This window comes from Paenibacillus albidus (genome assembly GCF_014644435.1).
In the GTDB taxonomy this organism is placed as follows: domain Bacteria; phylum Bacillota; class Bacilli; order Paenibacillales; family Paenibacillaceae; genus Paenibacillus_AQ; species Paenibacillus_AQ albidus.
This window is the reverse complement of sequence record NZ_BMKR01000004.1, coordinates 250,443-267,758: the sequence shown is the minus strand read 5'-3', so window position 1 is coordinate 267,758 and position 17,316 is coordinate 250,443. Positions and strand designations below refer to the sequence as shown.

Annotated in this window: 13 protein-coding genes; 1 reads left to right on the top strand and 12 read right to left on the bottom strand. The window is 50.5% G+C overall.

Annotated features, from left to right (window positions below; all coding sequences use genetic code 11):
• Positions 1–8: 8 nt before the first annotated feature.
• The 9 genes from IEY53_RS06285 to IEY53_RS06245 all read right to left on the bottom strand — a co-directional run bounded on the left by IEY53_RS06285 (position 9) and on the right by IEY53_RS06245 (position 14,007).
• Complete coding sequence (locus IEY53_RS06285; protein ID WP_189023045.1) at positions 9–1,385, bottom strand: TPM domain-containing protein; 1,377 nt, start codon at positions 1,383–1,385, stop codon at positions 9–11.
• A gap of 208 nt (positions 1,386–1,593) precedes the next feature.
• Positions 1,594–6,075: a coiled-coil domain-containing protein gene (locus tag IEY53_RS06280; RefSeq protein ID WP_189023043.1), complete on the bottom strand. Its 4,482-nt coding sequence runs from the start codon at positions 6,073–6,075 to the stop codon at positions 1,594–1,596.
• Positions 6,062–6,820: a DUF6063 family protein gene (locus IEY53_RS06275; RefSeq protein WP_189023041.1), complete on the bottom strand. Its 759-nt coding sequence runs from the start codon at positions 6,818–6,820 to the stop codon at positions 6,062–6,064. The genes IEY53_RS06280 and IEY53_RS06275 overlap by 14 nt, the downstream gene beginning before the upstream one ends.
• An 11-nt stretch (positions 6,821–6,831) precedes the next feature.
• Positions 6,832–8,337 (bottom strand): hypothetical protein, encoded by a 1,506-nt coding sequence (locus IEY53_RS06270; RefSeq protein ID WP_189023039.1) that lies wholly within the window; start codon positions 8,335–8,337, stop codon positions 6,832–6,834.
• Positions 8,334–9,404: a Wadjet anti-phage system protein JetD domain-containing protein gene (locus tag IEY53_RS06265; protein WP_229696023.1), complete on the bottom strand. Its 1,071-nt coding sequence runs from the start codon at positions 9,402–9,404 to the stop codon at positions 8,334–8,336. The genes IEY53_RS06270 and IEY53_RS06265 overlap by 4 nt, the downstream gene beginning before the upstream one ends.
• A gap of 532 nt (positions 9,405–9,936) precedes the next feature.
• A complete protein-coding gene (locus tag IEY53_RS06260; protein ID WP_189023035.1) occupies positions 9,937–11,103 on the bottom strand; it encodes a hypothetical protein in 1,167 nt (388 codons plus the stop codon).
• A 76-nt stretch (positions 11,104–11,179) separates the two neighbouring features.
• A complete protein-coding gene (locus IEY53_RS06255; RefSeq protein WP_229696014.1) occupies positions 11,180–11,794 on the bottom strand; it encodes a GNAT family N-acetyltransferase in 615 nt (204 codons plus the stop codon).
• Between the two features lie 3 nt (positions 11,795–11,797).
• The gene (locus IEY53_RS06250; protein WP_189023033.1) at positions 11,798–13,258 is read right to left on the bottom strand and encodes an alpha/beta hydrolase family protein; all 1,461 of its coding nucleotides are present in this window, start codon (positions 13,256–13,258) and stop codon (positions 11,798–11,800) included.
• A 74-nt stretch (positions 13,259–13,332) separates the two neighbouring features.
• A complete protein-coding gene (locus IEY53_RS06245; RefSeq protein ID WP_189023031.1) occupies positions 13,333–14,007 on the bottom strand; it encodes an HAD family hydrolase in 675 nt (224 codons plus the stop codon).
• 211 nt (positions 14,008–14,218) lie between these two features.
• Here IEY53_RS06245 and IEY53_RS06240 point away from each other — a divergent pair, with 211 nt between their 5' ends.
• On the top strand, positions 14,219–14,704 hold the full coding sequence (locus IEY53_RS06240) for a DUF6803 family protein (RefSeq protein WP_189023029.1): 486 nt from the start codon (positions 14,219–14,221) through the stop codon (positions 14,702–14,704).
• Between the two features lie 49 nt (positions 14,705–14,753).
• On the opposite strand, the gene IEY53_RS06235 is transcribed toward IEY53_RS06240, so the two are convergent.
• From IEY53_RS06235 to msrA, 3 genes are all read right to left on the bottom strand, one after another.
• The gene (locus tag IEY53_RS06235; protein WP_189023027.1) at positions 14,754–15,998 is read right to left on the bottom strand and encodes a sensor histidine kinase; all 1,245 of its coding nucleotides are present in this window, start codon (positions 15,996–15,998) and stop codon (positions 14,754–14,756) included.
• Positions 15,982–16,533 carry a response regulator transcription factor gene (locus IEY53_RS06230; RefSeq protein ID WP_189023025.1) on the bottom strand — a complete coding sequence of 184 codons (552 nt, stop codon included), beginning with the start codon at positions 16,531–16,533 and terminating at the stop codon, positions 15,982–15,984. Before IEY53_RS06230 ends, IEY53_RS06235 begins: the two co-directional genes overlap by 17 nt.
• Positions 16,534–16,759: 226 nt before the next feature.
• Positions 16,760–17,272: a peptide-methionine (S)-S-oxide reductase MsrA gene (gene msrA, locus IEY53_RS06225; protein ID WP_189023022.1), complete on the bottom strand. Its 513-nt coding sequence runs from the start codon at positions 17,270–17,272 to the stop codon at positions 16,760–16,762.
• Between the last annotated feature and the right edge of the window lie 44 nt (positions 17,273–17,316).

Sequence of the window (17,316 nt, the reverse complement as noted above, 5' to 3'; positions counted from 1 at the left end):
TCCGTTATTTAATGGCGGCCTACGCCGCCACCGCTGCTTGCACTGCCCCCGTCACCCGAAGAGCTGTAGTCGTCATTGTCGTTGTCATCCGAGGAATACCGCCCCGCACCGCCACCGCTGCTTGAGCCGCCTCCGCCATGATTACTGTCTCCACCGTAGTAACGCCCAGCGCCACCTTCACTCGAAGCACCGCCTCCGCCGGTATTTCCAACGTAAGTCATCTGCTGCGGGTAATAGTTCCACTGTTCACCATACCAGTACCCGTGACCCCGCGTCCAGGCTCCGTAGCGCCGGACATTCCTCCGACTGTAGGGATTGTAGGCAAGGCCATACTCGGACAGGTTTCGGTTGCGCTTAACGGTACGTATTGCGCCTAACACGACTAGGATGACAAAGATCACAAAACCAAAAATTAAAACACCGCTGTAATCGGCTACCTCATGCGGATTGGGCACAGCGCTAACAGCTACGCCATTATCGGCTCTGGAAAGAAAGAACTCATAAAAAACATTTGTGACTGCGACAGCCCCGCCGGAATAGTCTTTTGCAGCAAACAAAGGCTCCAGCGCCGTGTCCAGAATACCTTTAATTTTATTATTGGTCAGAACCTTATCGATATTCTTCCCTTGCAGCACATGGTAGTTGCTGCCTCCAATATCAAGCACCAGCATCACATCTTGGGCACGTGCTCCTGCCGAAGCGAATTTCTTATACGTATACTCCTGCAAGGTCTGATCTCCGATATTCTTAACGGTAACTATATAGACCCTGCTTCCGGCTGTGGCGTGATATCTGCTGGCGGATTGATTCAGATAGTCGATGGTCACTTTTTTGAAAACCCCGGCATTGTCGGCGACCACACTGCTTGCATTCAGCGATTCGTTCCATGTTCCGCCAAAGAATTGAATAAAAGCCCCATAGGTTTTGCGTGCCCCATTGCTGTAGCCCTTGGCTGCAAAGTCCGGTTCCAGGTATGTGGACAAAATCTGCCCCATCTTAGCGTCCGTTAACGTGTTCTCAATTCCTTTACCCTGCACAGCCCAATAATCATCATCTTGAATGGATAGCAGCACAAGCACCCCGTTATTCTTCTCGGCAGACCCCACGCCCCATTTATTGAACAATGAGGTGGCGTATTCCTTTAACGAAGTTCCGTGAGTGGAATCTACCGTGACTACCACTACCTGTGCTCCAGTCTTCTTATGTAATTGCACCCCATAGTTCACCATGAAATTCTCACTCTTCAGATCAATGACATCCGCGAAGTCGTTCACGTAGAAGGAACTATTATGCTTCGGCAGAGAGCTTGAAGCAAGGCCGAAAGTGGGAATCCATACACTCAGCAGGAGCGCTGCGAGCATCGTTTTTAAGGTTTTATGGATCATGTCTCCTCTATACCTCCCTTATATTACCTTATTCTATTATCGGATACGTACTATCACTAGAATAGTTGCATTTCCACAAAAGGAGGTTCTTCTAAATTTAATACTGCAGAATAGGCAGGTGAATGCAGCTACCCTTCAAGCAAAAGGGGCGTCCAACAGCCATTGCGGCTTGCGGACCCCCCCCATTCAAAAGCCATCATTTGTTTATCTAGAACAGCGAGACCGGAATCAATTTCCGCCCGCCTTTAACCAAGGTGGATTCCAGCATATCCCCTTTATTCCCTCCAAAATAGAGCTGCCAATAAACCCCGAAACGAACACTGACATCGTTCTTGACCAGCTCAGGCGGTGTGACGATCAGCCACTGGAATTTGAGCGCCTTCGAGATTTCAAACACGGGGTCAAGCACATTATTCGAGACCATTTCGCCAAACGGATTATCATATAAAAAGACCGTCCAGCCTTTGTTCTCGCGGTTGACCCGTTTGTGGGTCATAATCATCATGGCTACCAGCAGTTGGACCGATTGGCGTTGCCCGCCGCTGCCGACAGCTTCATCCAGCGCTCCGCGGTTAATGACCTCCCAATCCGAATAATGATATTCTTCCGGTGCGGCATAGAGAAAATAATTCTCTGTCACCGGCTTGTAGACCTGTAGAACCGGGAAACGGTTCTGGAGCGCCGCGTAGACTACCCGGCCATCGTTGATGATTTCCTTGACCGCCAGTGCAGGCACCTGCTCGATCTTGGGGTATTTCTGCAGCAGCTCCTGGATACAGCGGTTAAAGTAGTCGCTCACCATGGATTCCACATCATCGCTTGTTTTGGGCACAGTAATGTTCTTGTAATTCAGCCGTACAAGCGGAAAGGCATGGTTTCCTTCATTATGGATAATCATCCGCCGCTCCATGCGCTTCAGGATATCAATGATCTGAACAACCCGCTTTGAAGCCCGCCCCACCCACATTTTGCGGGACAGCTCCATGTTTTCTTTATCGCTGACGATACTCTCAATCTGGTCTTGTGAACTGCGCAGCATGGAATCAAGAACCTGCCCTGCAATGGCGAAGTCCTCCCAATGGACGAGGTTCAAACGATCCTGAATCTTGGTCTCCAGTTCGGCGCTCCAGCCGCTCTTGGCCAATCTCGCACTGAGTGAATGTTTCTCTTCCTTCACTTTTCGGACAATTTCGTCCCGGGCCGCCCGGCTTTCCTTGCTCTGCACCAGCCAGTCGGAGACCAGCGGCTCGCAGCCTTCCCGTACACGGAGCCGCAGCTCCTCTGGCACATCCCGCGCCTGAACCCGGTCCAGGGTATGCGTCTGCATAATCTTAACCTGATTGGATATGGTTTGGAGCAGTGCGTCCATCCGTTCCAGACCTCTCTTACACAGAGCCAGCAATCTTTCGTTCTCCTGCGTACGTGACTGAATGTCCTGTTCTTTAGGGTCCAGGGACTCTTTCCAGATCTCTACGCTACGCTCATGTTTTTCTTTGATTGTTTTTTCCGCTTTGCGCAGTTCCTTCTGCAGATTCTCCATTTCGGTCTGGCAGCGGATATAAGCATCATGGATGTTCTGGTAATCCTCATCCAGCATAGCGGTATCCGATTTCTGGCGGGTCCTCGCGGTCATGATGGCATCGGCTGAATCCACAGGCTCGGGGGCATTCCGCCACAAGACATCAACCTGATTCAGGCTTGCCTCCAGCTCAGCCAGATTCTCACTGGCGCCTTTGATCTGGGCCGCCCGGGTCTTGATCTCTACCTGATTCTCGCTAAGCGACTGCTGTAGACTCTCTACATGGCTGAGCTGCTGAAGCAGAAGATCCTGTTCGCCTGGATCTATTGCCTCATTATTCTCCACATCAGCGGTAAGAACGTCAGACGGGAATACAACTTCGGGAAAACATTGCTGCACTCTGGGAAGCAAAGAATATTTGGCATCGCCCATCCAGCGTTCACGCTCCGCGCCGAGACTTTCGATGGCAACACTTAGATGCTCGAGCTGCTGGTCTTTTGCAGCAATCTCTTTGCCCAGCTGGCTCTTGAGCTGGGTGTTTTTTTGCTTCTCTTTATAATCCAGCTCCTGCCGCTTGCTCCGTTCTATCCACTCCTGCAGGGCAGCCGTTTTTTGTTCATGCTCCTTGTGCATAACCTCATTTTCGCTGAGCTCCCGGCCAATTTGGATAAGCAAGTCTTCGTTTGCTTCAAGCTCGACATTCAGCGCATGTGTACTCCGCTGTATTTCTTCGTGCTGCACGGTCAACTGCTGCTGCCTGCCGGCAAGTGTCACGGAGTTGTCACTTTGGAAGATACGTTCAAACTCCAGGCGGGATGACTTCAATTTGGCCAAGTAAGCTTCTGAATCCTGAAGCTCCTGTTCCTGCTCCTTGAGCTTAGCCTGGATTCCATTTTTCCAGTTCAGGAACCGGTCAGGCTGCAGAACCATTTGCGGACCTTGATTGGAGAGGAACAGGAAAGAACTCGCGGCAGCTTCCCCCATATCCTCGCGGATAAAAAGCGGAACCGCTGACTTCAGCAGCGTATCCTTCAGCAGATCCGGCGGAATCCGGTCAGCTTCCCGCCGGGTCAGGATCAGTCCATACGGAAGCATGGGATGACGTTCCAGCTCTTCTTCCCGTTCAAGATATGGACGGTCATTCAGATAGGAACTGCCCGGCAGTGACTGGATCTTCAGCGCGTCCAGCATGTCCTTGATGGCCATAATATCGGAATTTGGGAGCCAGTAGCTTTCAGTCTGCAGCTCTACATCCAGCAGCTGGTGATAATAATGCCGTCTGAGCCGTTTCGTCTGCTGCTCGACTTCATCGATTTTGCGGATAAACCTGCCCGGTATGGAATCTTTCTCTTCAAAAAGACCCGTGGCCCCAAAGCGGTTATGCTCTTCATACATTTCAATCAGCACTACTAGCTGTGACCAGATCTGCGATTCTTTGCCGAGCTGCATCTCCAGCAGGCGTTCGAGCTGTTCCAGCTCCCGCTCCGAGACACGGCGTTTCTCCTGAAGTTCGGCATGTTGCTTATGCAGGGCCAATTTGCCGGCTTCGGCTTCCTTGCGCTGTTCTTCCAGACTGGCTATCCGGTCCGCAATGCTGCGGGCGGAACTCCATGTCCGCTGAAGCGCCGCTGCCGGTGCGTTGGCTGCTTCCGTGCCGTAACGGGCGGAGAATTCCCCCATCTCTTCGGTATATCGCCGGATGGCAACGGTGAGTTCACCCAGCCGGTTGTCGAGGCCTGCGAGCTCCAGCAGGAAACGTTCGCGTTCCTTGCGGAGCAAACTTTCTTCAGCAGCCAGGGAGCGCCGGGAAACCCCAAATCCCGCAAGCGTCTGCTGCCAGAGGCGATAGACCTTGTCCCACTGCTGCCGCAGCTCCTCTTTCACAGTGTGGATAACTTCCTGGCGTTCCTTGATCTCCAGAGAGCCTTCAATGGCTTGAATTTCTTTTTGCCACTGCTCGATTTGCCGGGTGTGAAGCTGACGTTTGGCGAGATAATAATCTACTTCAAGCTTTTTCTCCTGCGTTTTGGAATCGTCGAGCCGGGAACGTGCCCTTGCCTGATCGTCGCCAAGCCGTTTGGCTTCCTGCTGTTTCTGCTCTGTTTCTTCCTTGCTGCGCAGATACTTAAGATTGTCCGCCTCAAAACGCAGCTGTTTGGCCTCCAGATAATGTCCTGCCAGCTCCTCCGCAGTCCTGCTTCGTTCGTTCTCGGCATACCGCAGCTCGTCCAGCAGTACGGTATAGATCTGCCGGCCAAGCCGCTCAGCCTCCTGTACGCGTTGCTCCACTTCCGCACCCTGGTTCACCAGACAATAGAGCGGGGCCGCCAATTCCAGAAATTCACGGTAAGCCTGCTCCCGCTGTTCCAGCATGGGCAGCCGCTGGGCTACGGTGGCCGCATCGATGAACATGCGCTGCAGGGTATTGTCATCTTCCCGCAGTCCTTCGTTCAGGCTTGAGCCGATTTCGGGAATGATCAGCTTTTCGAACAGATTATGGTTGGTGAAGGCATCATTTTTTTTGAAATATCCCTTAATGCCGCCCTCTTCGCCATTGATCCGCCGCATATTGCGCCACTCGGCAATGTGGATATCCCGGGTCGCCAGGAAATCGTAATATCTCCGCATGTCAGCGCTGTGGCTGCCGAAAGGGATGATTTCGCCCCGCCGGTCACGCACAAACTGCTGGATCGTTTCAAAGCTGGCTGGTTCTGCCGTTTCTTCGTCAAACAAGGGCAGGCTGGACAACGTGATGTCTGCTGCTTCCCCATAATCATTGATGGCATACAGCAAATAGTCCACCTTGATGTCCTGCTGGTCAAGTGAGTTATGGGCAGTCATGGCTATGCCTGTGGTCATATAGACACTTTGTTCGCTGTTATCGAGACGCCATTCGATCGCTACATGAAAGGTATAGGGTCTGAGCTGTTTTTTGTGATTATGGAAAAAGGCCTCCACCTGGTTCTCACTGTCTTTCCCCCAAGGGGTCTTGGGAATGAGCAGCTGAAAAATGGACTGTAGAAGCACGCCTTTCCCGCCGCCGTTCATCAGCGTAATCAGCGTATTGGCAGGCCCGTCCTCGTTGCAGAGATCCAGGACCATATCGTCGTATTTCTTGAGCATTTTTTCGTATTTAAGTCCGGTTATGCGGATGCGTTCAATGCGCGGCATGGGGTTCACCGTCCTTCCCGGCTAAAGTTCGTCCGATCAGCGCCTTTAATTCCTGGTACCGGTCCACATCGTGGTACAGGTAACGCATGCGCTCGTACAGCTCTTCCCGGGGGAAAATCCGTTTCTCTGTCTCCGAGATAAAGACCAGCTTCTCTTCTTCCAGCAGCTTCATTCCTTCATGAATCAGCCCGATCCGTGAATTGGACCCCCGTGTCAGCAGATCGCTTTCCTCCTGGCTTTTGGTCTGCATATACAGGCTACTCCATATCTTGTGCATGGCCTGAATATCCAGCCGCCACTGCTGGCTGAACCGTCCGTCCTGATCCAGCTGCAGCCAGGTTTGGAACAGCGAGGACACCTGATCGGCAATTTGAAGGTAGGACATACTGTCCTGTCCCGCTTTGAAGTGAGTCTCATCCTGATCCATTTCGGCCAGAAATACGAGAATAATGATGTTGATGGTATGTAAATGCGCTTTGCGTTCAATCCGGGAGTATTTGTTCTTCAGCTGAGTAAAGTTGGTGGCAAACACCGATCCCAGCGGGTTGACCAGCAGATGAAGACGGTGGCCTGAATTCATTACGCGGCATCCGCCTTCTTTGGCGATATATTGCAGCGCATCATAAGCCCCGGCATCCTGGAGGCATTCCGTTGCTGCTGGATCATCCAGAGGAATGACCTTTTTGCGGAGCAACTCAAAATATAGCCGTGAAGCCTGCTGCATTTGTTCAAGCGAATAACTCATGCTGTATGTTCTCACCTTTCTACAATCGTAAGGGTATAAGGGCTCAGTTCCAGACCGGGCAAGCGTACCAGTTCCGTCTGTCCGGAGGCAATGAACGCGCGGAGCCGCTTCCCGCGCAGGCTCTCAAACTGCGGATGCTCCGCAAGCAGCTGACGAACCAGCTGCTGACATTCGTCTGCGGCTCCTCCGCCTTCCTCCGCCTGTTCCTGAACCGTAATTTCCGTATGAAAAAACTGCACCCATAAATCGACCGCGTCCGGTGTACGTGCCCATCTCTGCTGTTCTTGAGGGGGCAAAGCCGCGGCGCTGAATGTATAGCTTCCCTCTTCCAGCAATGTCGTAAAAACGGGCTGCCACAAATCCACTACTTCTGCCCAGGGAATACCTCTCGGAATATATACAGCAGGCTCCGCCTCTCCCGCTTCGTCCGGATCATCGGCCAATAATTCGGGGATGAAGCCGATCTCCTGTTCCTCCCAGGCCCAGGGCAGCGGGTAGATAAAGTCCTGGACCGGCGCGAACAGTCCGCCTATCAACAGCTCAAGGCCGTCTCCGTCAGGCAAACCTTCCTCCTTGACCCATTCTTCCCACACATGGGTACGGAAGTTAAAGCCGGAGGCTCCCCAGAACAATTCCGGGTAATTCAGCCTCAGATTGGTCTCCATCTCAAAAATATTCAGAACCACCTCAGCCAGCTCATCATGCACCCGTCTGGAGAGCTCGACCCGCTCGGAGAGCAAGCGGATTTCATTGAAATCAATAACGTCCTTCTCATCATTCGCGAGTCTGGCCAGCGAACGATGGATATTGTCAAAATGCTTGCGTTCCTCGTCGAATTGCTGATTGATTTCCTCCAGCCGCCGATGCCGGGCCACTCCAAGCTCGCTGAATATATGCTTGGGATTACGGCGCAGAGCGTTCCGGTATTCCTGCTGCTGCTGCGTCATTTTGCGGACCCGGGAGACCAGTTCATTCACGTCCTGCAGGGCCCGCGTTACCCGTCCGTGTTTGATATGCATCTGAATCTCCAGCAGCTTGATGCTGATCTGGAATTCATCAATAATCTCATGGCTCATGAAGATAAGCTCCATCGCATACTCGGAGAGCCTGTAGATCGTCCGCCCGTTCTCTTCCCAGCTGCTGCGAGTAGCATCCTCATCTACGGCAAAATATTTATATTTCTGCACAGACATCTGCCCGGTCAAATCATCATAATAGAAGGACTCAAAGTCTCCGCCGTTCCCGCTCCACAGCAGTCCGTCCACCAGCCGCTCCACCGATTCAGCCGTTCCGAGATGGGCGATGCCAAACCGTTCCAGCGCAGTCCAGGCCAAAGTGGTAAAATCCTCCCGGGATCTTCGCTCATTGGATTCCAGCTCCAGATAATAGACTTGCAGCAGCACACTTAAAGCAATCATTTCTTTATAGGGCTGAATATCGCCAAGGTTCATGCCTGCTCCCAGATTCCATAGGGGATTGAGCCGTTTGTTCCGTTCACCAAAATCAGACCAGTTCATTCTTGTGCCAACCTCGCCATCACTTCATAATTTAAGACTTCCTGTGGAACCCGCAGGTTCACCGCAAGCAGCCACTCTGCATATCGGAGCAGCTCCGGGTATGCGGAAAGCTCCTGCCGCACCAACTCCAGGTGAGCCGGATTGCATAACTGTTCCTTGTCATTGTCATAGGGATAGCCAAACTCGCCATAATACATCATCTGTTCATAAATCGGAGCTGCGAGCTGCAGATTCAACTCTGGATAGCTGAACTTCAGCTTTCCATAAATATTCCAGCCCGCCTTGTCCATATCCCCGGCATAATACAAGCTGACTTGCCCGGGATCAATCTCGATCTCTTCCAGAAAAAGCAGACTGCGGTCAATTTTCCAGCCCTCACCATAAATCAGCAGGTCTACAGACAGACCGCAAATCGAAAGTCCGCTGCATATCAGCCGTTTGGAGGAGTGGAAAAAGGATTTGTTCTCCGCAATCAGAATGTTCCGGACAGTCTGCGAATGACGGATGTAATAGATAAAAGGCTCATGGGCATTTACTGCCTTCAGGCTGTCCAGAGACAGACCAAGCCTGGTTAGCAGCTGTCTGCCTTCCGGTTCGGAAAGCCATTTCTCCTGCCCGAACAGCTCCAGCGACCGTTCTTCCCTAGTGATGTATTCGCGGCTTTCCGCCAAAAGCATAAATGTATAGAGCCGTTCCAGCCTACTCCAGGTCTCCGGAGTTTGTCCTTCCGGATGCTTCTCAAAGTAGTCCAGATCGAGCTTCTTCCTTAGGCTTAACATGGCAGAATGATCCCAACCCGCCTGTAGCGGGAGGCTTTCGGCTAACCAGTATCGGGTATGTATAAATGGAGACTTGAAGCTTTTGGAGCTGGACTTAACCGGCGTTAAACATCCTTCTGCCGCAAGCTCCTCCAGACAGGAAGCCATGCTCTGAAATCCGCCGGCCCGTTCATAATCCACAGGAGCTCCGAATGAACGAATCAAGTCCTTTTCCAGAGAGGTTAGCTCCACTTTCCGCCTGGACCTGCGAACAGCACCAAATCTTTGCTCCAATACTTGCAGCAGCATGGATTTCACAGAATCACCCTCACAAAAAAACATAAACCCATATCTGCTCCCTGACGGGATGAATATGGGCTAGTGCAGCATCAGATTAAAATAAGGAAAGCCTGACTGAAGGCTGTTTGATATGGATTAGCGTTCGTCACCAGCCTTCGATCCGTTCTGATGTATATCGTACATCAGAATAGTTTAAACGAGGCTCTAACATCCATCATGATGTATTTTGTACATTCAAAGGATAGCCATAAGGCACTTTTCGGCTAATGCTGCGGTTTCTGCTGCACCCAATACACTGAAATCCTAAAACGAGCCAACTTTTGCCCATCCTGATGTATAAAGTGCACTCTAGCAATCTCCGCCCTAGGCTTACAGCGTGCCTCCCATGAGGTGGCTTTCGAATGCGCCATCTATTCCCACCTTTTAAAGGCTGATGCTGGGCTAGGCTTCGCAGCCTGTGCAAACAATCCAGGCACGAATATATGTTTCTATTATAGCAATAATATATGAATCTGGCTATTTCGATTCGTGTTATGGAACCTTATTTATTCATAAAGATGACTTTATATTCGGGAAAGCTTTGTCTCCACGTATCAATGGTTTTGGGAAGTTTGGTGGTTCCCGGGACATTGGTGTAGAACTGGACCTGCGGGAGTTCTACTTCCTCACTGTCGGTATTTTGACTGCCTATCACCGCAGCCCAATAATGGCCTTTGGCATCATACATTACAATAGCTTCCATAACAGTGAACAATCCGCGTACCCCGCCTTTGACCACTGTAGCCTTTAATCCGTCCTGATCCTTCTCCCGCGTCAATAATTGCATACTGGACAAAAAGAGTTCATAATCATCGCCCACCACCTTACGGAAAGCCTTATCCTCCGCATTCGTCTTAAAGACACCCAGATCCTTTAAGGTGAAAATGCTGTCTTTAGCCGGGCCTTTATAATACGCTCCGGTATAGGTAACATTAGCTCCTGCAGAGTATACCGGGGATGGACTTACAACATATAGTTGGTTATTCAGCAAATAGAAAAAGACCACAGAGCCGTCATTCTCTTTGTAGATGGCAATCCGGTTGCGCAGATAGGCGGAGCCTTCATCGATGATGCCGGAATGGCCGCCGTCCTGGGCACCAATCGTGAAGGTGAGCTTATCTTTTTGGATGCCGCTGATTTGTACCCTGGCATTCCTGAAAGGGATCTCTGCGGTCATATTCCATTCACCGGTCCAGTCTGCCGCGGAAGGATTCTTGAGATTGGCAGCAGCCGCTGCCGTCAAAGCCTCGACGGGGAGCTGACGACTGCCGTCCGGACTGATCCATACCCCGACAAAGCCGGTAGACGGGAACCACCAGCCCTGGAACCGGCCGGTTTCTGTACCTTTGGCATCATATTCATTGAGGGTTACCTGATTTTTGTAGACATTTCCAGTCAGGCGAATGGTCTTCTTGTGTTTGTCATAGTAGTAGCTGCCAGTCGCTTTGCCTCCCGGCTCCACCTTAATTGTCATGTGAATCGGCAGATTGCCGTTTACGGCCCCTTTCAAATCTGTTGTTGGGCCTTGGGCTGCCGGAGCAGCTGTTTCTATAAGCCTGGCATGGGAACCAGCCGCCGAGACCTTATCCATTCCGGTTGGTCCAGCACTCCACAAACCCGGAAGCAGCAATGCCGCCATTAGTATAATTGCTTTCTTTTTCTTTTTCATTGATACGCCCCCTCGGAAATCCCACTGTACGACTTTTGTGGTCTTGATACTATATACCACAATTTAGGGGAGATGATTAAGAATATTTCACATTCAGCAAATAATTTAAATTCTCCTTCACCGCCGGCCATTCTGCATCCAGGATGCTGAAGATGACATTATCATGAATGGTCCCGTCAGTTTTGATGCGGTTTTTGCGCAGTACCCCTTCTTTGACAGCCCCCAAACGTGCAACGGCCTGTTGAGACCGCAGATTATACCCGCTGACGGAGAATTGCACCCGCAGATAAGCCAGTTGTTCAAAAACATAATGCAGCAGCAGCGACTTGGCCTCGGTGTTCACCTTTGTTCTCCAGTAATCCGGGGAGATCCAGGTGCAGCCAATTTCGGCATTCCGGTGCTGGGCTTCCTTGAGAAAAAGGCGGGTGGTCCCGATAATGCGTCCGGTAGATTTCTCTATCATCGTAAAAGGAAGCTCTGTCCCGTTCTCTTTATTCATTAAAGCAGTATCGATCAACTGATCTACTTGCTCGGCTGTGGTGATCTTTCTCCATGTAAATTCCCAGATTTGCGGGTTTTGCAGCACGTCCATCAGCCCGGAACGATGACTCTCTGTCATGGGAGCCAGCAATACCTTTTCGCCTTGCAGGACTTCAAGCAATTGGTTGGATGTTGACATTGACATTGACATTGCCTAGAACACTCCCTTATTCATGGTGGTTTGCTGAAATTCCACTTCCGGATAATCTTTGCGGGGTCCGCTCAGCAGTTCACCGCCCGTTCCCTTCAAATAGTGGTTGAAGAAATCAAGCACATAACGGTTTACAATATCGGCTCCACGGTGTCCTTCGATGTCCCCGGTCATTCCGGTGTATTTTATCAAGGGAGAATAGAGCTGCAGATCTGTAAAATTGTAATGTGCGCTGCCCTTGATGCGCAGGTGAAATCCGCCCCGCTCTACTACCCGATTGATAATATCCATTTCTTTGAGCAGGTGCTCCCGCACGTTATCCGGAAGGGTATCCTTATCGTAGGCTTCTTTTATTTGGACAGCATTATCGGATTGTAAGAACATAAACGGTTTGTTGATTTGACTGCGGTTATCGACAGTGAACAGGGTCCCATCCATGTTAATTCCCGCTTTGATGGACTCTATAGAATAGACAGCTTCAAAGGCGGTTGCTCCACCGAAGGAATGTCCCATAGTGCCGATATTATTCATATCCATGCAGCCTGCAAACGGACTTTGCACCTGCCCTGAATTCATGGCCTCCAGCTGACGGATTACGAAGGCAACATCCTGTGTCCATAGCTCACCGATTGCGCCTGCACTGCCGAAGAAGTCATCCGAGGACGTCTCTGAACGGAAATTGGTTACTGTGCCATCCGGGAATGCTGTTGCCGCGGTGCTGTATGTATGATCAATAGCCACTACAATGTAGCCATGACTGGCAAGGTGCTCCGCTTGTGAAGTTTGCAATAATCCGGAGGTGCCCATACCATGGTTGATGATAATCAGCGGGTAGGGACGTTCTGCAGCTTGTACCGGAGCCTCTTCAAAAGAGTTGCTGCGGGCATATTTCCAATAATCGAGCGCAAAGCCGGGTAAATGCATCGACTCAGCGAACACGTTCATATATTCCCGAAAAAGCGCCGGCTCTTCCGGAAACACAGTCATTGGCGTTCCGTTCACCGTCTTGGCGGGATACCACATTTGGACCATTAGCTTACGTACATCCTTCGGCTCAGGCGTGTAGGACTCCAGCCGTTCTTGATCTGTCCACTGATAGCTCACTGTTCCAACGGCCTCTTCCCCATCCGGCTTGGGCAGCTTAAATACCGGCATGGCAGCAGCCAGAAACACGGATAACGCAAGCAGCAAGCCGGCGAAGCCCAACAAAGGATATCGGATGATACGCCGCGTCTTTTTAACCCCGTCTTGTCTGAATAGTGTAGTTATAATCAAGACCAGTGTAACGATATACACCGGGTACAACTGCCACCGGTAACCTTCCACGAGCAAGTGCAGAACCGAGGCAATCCCGGCTGCGGCACTTACCGCCCATCTGATCTTGCGGTATTTCCCATTGCCCGCAGTACACACGATCAGCAGCAGCAAACCGAATCCCAATACAACCATTTCCAATATACGCATGTTTTGATCTCCCCCGCTTCTTATTATGCTCTCAATACTACTGGAGCAAGATTAAATTGGGGTGGAGGTCTAGTTTAAGATTCGTTTAAATTTATCTGCAGGACAAGCTCACGTATTTCACTAACCTGATAGGCTATATAATCCGCACCGGCTGCCAGCAGCTCTTCTTCCGGACCATAACCGAAGGTGACACCCAGCGAGGTTACGCCGCAAGCCTGGGCTCCGATAATATCATGCTTGCGGTCACCGATCATCAGTGACTGTTCCGGGTGAAGCGAGTTCTCGTCAAGCACATACTGAATAACGTCTTTCTTCAGCGCCCGCGTCCCGTCCAGATTGCTGCCGCCGACATGCTTAAAGAAATGATCCAGCCCGTAATGCTTCAGAATCTCTTCTGCGAATACCGTTGGCTTGGAAGTGGCGACGTATAGATCGAAGCCCATCGTCTGCAGCTCTTCGAGCAGCTGCGGAATCCCGGCGATGACTTTATTCTCATAAATACCTACACTGCGGTAACGTTCCCGGTAGAACTCCACCGCCCGAAGTGAATGTTCAGCGGTGAAAGCGTTCAGCTCCATGAAGGAATTGTATAAAGGCGGGCCAATATACGGGATCAGCAGATCCAGATGCTCCACTTGAATATCAAATTTGTTCAGCGCGTACTCCACGCTTTTGGTAATACCTTCTTTGGGATCGGTCAAGGTGCCATCCAGATCAAATAACAGGTTCTTTAAATGTCGTTCATCCACTTAAGTAATTGCTCCCTCCGGTAGAATCGTCTCTCTTTTAAACTACTGAATAGTGATATCATACCGGGGCAAGTCGCACTGTGCAACACTATTTATAGAGCGTTGACCCTCTCTTGAAGAACGTGCATTGGACAATCTCCGCAACATACTTTCCACACATTTATTTTATAGAATAGTCCTGCAGTGAAAATGGATACTGGAGGACTTCAGAATGAATATGACACATTACATGTCCCTGCTTGCGGACAACCAGCCTTGGAATCTGATTCTGTTTATGGCGATTCCCGTTATTTTTGCAGAAACGATCACCGTGACCGAGTTTATGATCCTTTTCAGCAAGAATTGGAACGGGCCGTTGAGAGCCTTTAACCGGGTATGCAGTATTCTCGCGGGTCTATATTTCACAGGGATTTTCCTTTACCTGTTTCCAACAGCTTTTGTACCCCTGACCCTCAACGGCGAGTGGCATACCTGGGTGGATGTGGTCGCTGTGGGCTTTTATTTAAGTGGTGTACTTTTCCTGCTGCCGTTAGCGCTGTTAGATCTGAGGCTTATCGCCCGCAAACGGACGGAAGAGGGGCAGATGAAGCTTCATTTCCTCTTGATCAGCGGTTTTCTGGTGGTGGCGCATATTGCGATGATATTTGGAATGGTCAATCCGGAAATTATGGGCAGCATGGCAGGAATGGGCCACTGATCGGTTTAGAACACAAAGAGACTCCGCTATAGCAGCGTAGTCTCTTGTTCTATTTATCCTCGGTTTCCGGAAGAGCTTCATCCCATTTCTTGGGGAACTGGACTGTACAACAGGTCCCTACACCGACTTGGCTGGTAAAGACAATGTTTCCCCCATGCAGCTGCACCAGTTTGTTCACGATAGCCAGCCCAAGGCCGGTACCTCCATACTGCCTGGAACGAGATTTCTCCACACGGTAGAAACGCTCAAAAATAAAGGGGAGCTCCTCCTCCGGAATGCCAATTCCGGTATCCTCTACACTGAATAACAGGGAATCGGCAGTGAAGCTCAGCTGAACATGGATCTGGCCCTGCTCGGTGTAACGCACAGCATTCTCCAGGATATTTAGTATCACCTGCTCCAACCTCTTTTCCTCACCCTGGATCTGAAAGGGCTCTCCCCTGAGAGTGACAAAGAGTTTTATTCCCTTCTCATTGACCTTCAACTCCATTTTGCGGACAGCTTGTTGTACCAACGCGGAGAAATCGACCCACACCGGAGTAAGTGAAATTTTGCCTTCTTCCATCTTGGCCAGCTCGAACAGATCATCAACCAGATGCTCCATCCGGTGTGCCTCCTGGTAAATGATATCCAGATACAGCTGTTTTTCCTCTTCGGTCTCATACAAGCCGTCGCGCACCACTTTGGCATAACCTTCTAAATACGTAATCGGCGTACGCAGCTCATGCGAGATGTTGGCGAAGAACTCCTGCCTGGTATCCCGGTACCGCTGCAGATCTATAGCCAGGTCGTTGATTGCTTCGGCAAGAAACCCGAGCTCATCTTTGCTTGTAATGCTTAGCCGATGCTCCAGATCACCGATGGCAATTCTGCGGGTAGCTTGCTGCATTTGTACCAGTGGCCTTGACAGTATCCGCGCTATAACCCATGTAATACCGAATGCCAGGATAAATGCGCCCACCCCCGTTAGCAGCAGAATATTACGCACACCTTTGAGTGATTGTTCCATGCTGGCTGCGGAAGACATCACATAAAGAGCGGACCGAACCTTTCCTCTGTCCTTGATAGGTTGTCCGTTGACAAAATATCGGTGCCCTTCAGGATCTTTATACAAAAAGCTTACCTGTTCACCGGAGAAAATATGCTGCACCTCTCCCATGCGGATAAAAGAGCGGTCAGCAGAATCATGTCCCCCTGAATGAAGCTTGATCTCCAGGTCCTGTGCGATCATGAATATACTGACTTTAGAGAATTCTGCGAAGGTTCTGATCATCTCTTCAGAAGAAGAGTTCATCCCTCGTAAACACACGTTGTCCGCTATTGGCCAATGTAGACAATAAGTCAAATTCTTTCTGCGTAAAATCTACAGCCCTTCCCAAAATATGCACTTCCCGGGCTTCCGGAGAAATAGTGAGCCCGGAGAATTTCAGCGAATGATCCTGTGGCCTGGCCAGAGGAGTCAGTGAGGACCGCCGCAAAAGCGAATATATCCGGGCCAGCAACTCTTGCGGTTCAAACGGTTTGGTGAGATAGTCATCTGCACCGATTCCCAGCCCCTTGACCTTGTCTTTCGTCTCCGAGCGGGCCGTGAGCATCAAGATGGGGACCAAAGCGGTCTCCCGGATGGCCTTGCAAACCTGCCAGCCGTCCATGTCCGGCATCATCACGTCCAGCAATATAACATCAAAGAATTGCTTGTTCACCCAGGCCAGCGCTTCCTGTCCAGTTGCAGCTTCAGATGTCTCAAAACCTTCCTTCCGTAAGTATATCCGCAGTAAATTTCTCATATTCCATTCATCGTCTACGATCAGTGCCTGGATCTTTGACATAGGGTCACCTTCTACAGTGTAGTTGTTGTTTATATTGAACACAGGTCTGTCTCGGCCTATTAATTGTAGCATCAGCGTCCGTAGTATATGGGGCAAATGTGTAGAAAGTATGAAGCAAAGCCGGGGTTCCGCAAAAAAACGTACAATTCATGGCTGATTAACAAAAGGTGCCTCAGCAGCCATTCGCATGGCTAATGAGACACCTCTCTACAATTACATCAACACTCTACCAGTGTTTGGTAATAAATGAATCCCGGCCGGATTGTTCCCGGTCTTCTTTGTAGTGTTTGGGATTTTTTTTGTGATAATCCTGGTGGAATTCTTCCGCCCGGTAAAAGGTGGGGGCTGGCAGGATTCCCGTTACGACCGGACCCTGAAACCGTTTACTGAGCACTACCTTGCTTTTGGAGACAAGGGCAGACATCCGTTGATCATCCGAATAGTAAAAAATTGCCGTCCGGTACTGGCTCCCTCTATCCTGGAATTGCCCGCCGTCATCGGTCGGATCGATTTGCGGCCAATACAGCTCAAGCAGCTGCTCATAAGAAAACAGCTCCGGATCGTACGTAATTTGTACAACTTCATAATGACCTGTAGTCCCAGTCTTCACCTGTTCATAAGTTGGATTCACGACCGAACCCCCAGCATACCCCGAGACGATTCCGTGAATTCCCGGAAGCTCTTCAAAAGGTGTAACCATACACCAAAAGCAGCCTCCTGCAAACATTGCCCGTTCCATTGTCTATTCCCTCTCTCGCGTTCCATCATGTGTCTACTCTATTT

Bases quoted from the DNA above. Each gene is read 5' to 3' on its own strand.
- IEY53_RS06285 (WP_189023045.1), bottom strand. From the start codon at position 1,385: ATGATCCATAAAACCTTAAAAACGATGCTCGCAGCGCTCCTGCTGAGT.
- IEY53_RS06280 (WP_189023043.1), bottom strand. From the start codon at position 6,075: ATGCCGCGCATTGAACGCATCCGCATAACCGGACTTAAATACGAAAAA.
- IEY53_RS06275 (WP_189023041.1), bottom strand. From the start codon at position 6,820: ATGAGTTATTCGCTTGAACAAATGCAGCAGGCTTCACGGCTATATTTT.
- IEY53_RS06270 (WP_189023039.1), bottom strand. From the start codon at position 8,337: ATGAACTGGTCTGATTTTGGTGAACGGAACAAACGGCTCAATCCCCTA.
- IEY53_RS06265 (WP_229696023.1), bottom strand. From the start codon at position 9,404: ATGCTGCTGCAAGTATTGGAGCAAAGATTTGGTGCTGTTCGCAGGTCC.
- IEY53_RS06260 (WP_189023035.1), bottom strand. From the start codon at position 11,103: ATGAAAAAGAAAAAGAAAGCAATTATACTAATGGCGGCATTGCTGCTT.
- IEY53_RS06255 (WP_229696014.1), bottom strand. From the start codon at position 11,794: ATGTCAATGTCAATGTCAACATCCAACCAATTGCTTGAAGTCCTGCAA.
- IEY53_RS06250 (WP_189023033.1), bottom strand. From the start codon at position 13,258: ATGCGTATATTGGAAATGGTTGTATTGGGATTCGGTTTGCTGCTGCTG.
- IEY53_RS06240 (WP_189023029.1), top strand. From the start codon at position 14,219: ATGAATATGACACATTACATGTCCCTGCTTGCGGACAACCAGCCTTGG.
- IEY53_RS06235 (WP_189023027.1), bottom strand. From the start codon at position 15,998: ATGAACTCTTCTTCTGAAGAGATGATCAGAACCTTCGCAGAATTCTCT.
- IEY53_RS06230 (WP_189023025.1), bottom strand. From the start codon at position 16,533: ATGTCAAAGATCCAGGCACTGATCGTAGACGATGAATGGAATATGAGA.
- msrA (WP_189023022.1), bottom strand. From the start codon at position 17,272: ATGGAACGGGCAATGTTTGCAGGAGGCTGCTTTTGGTGTATGGTTACA.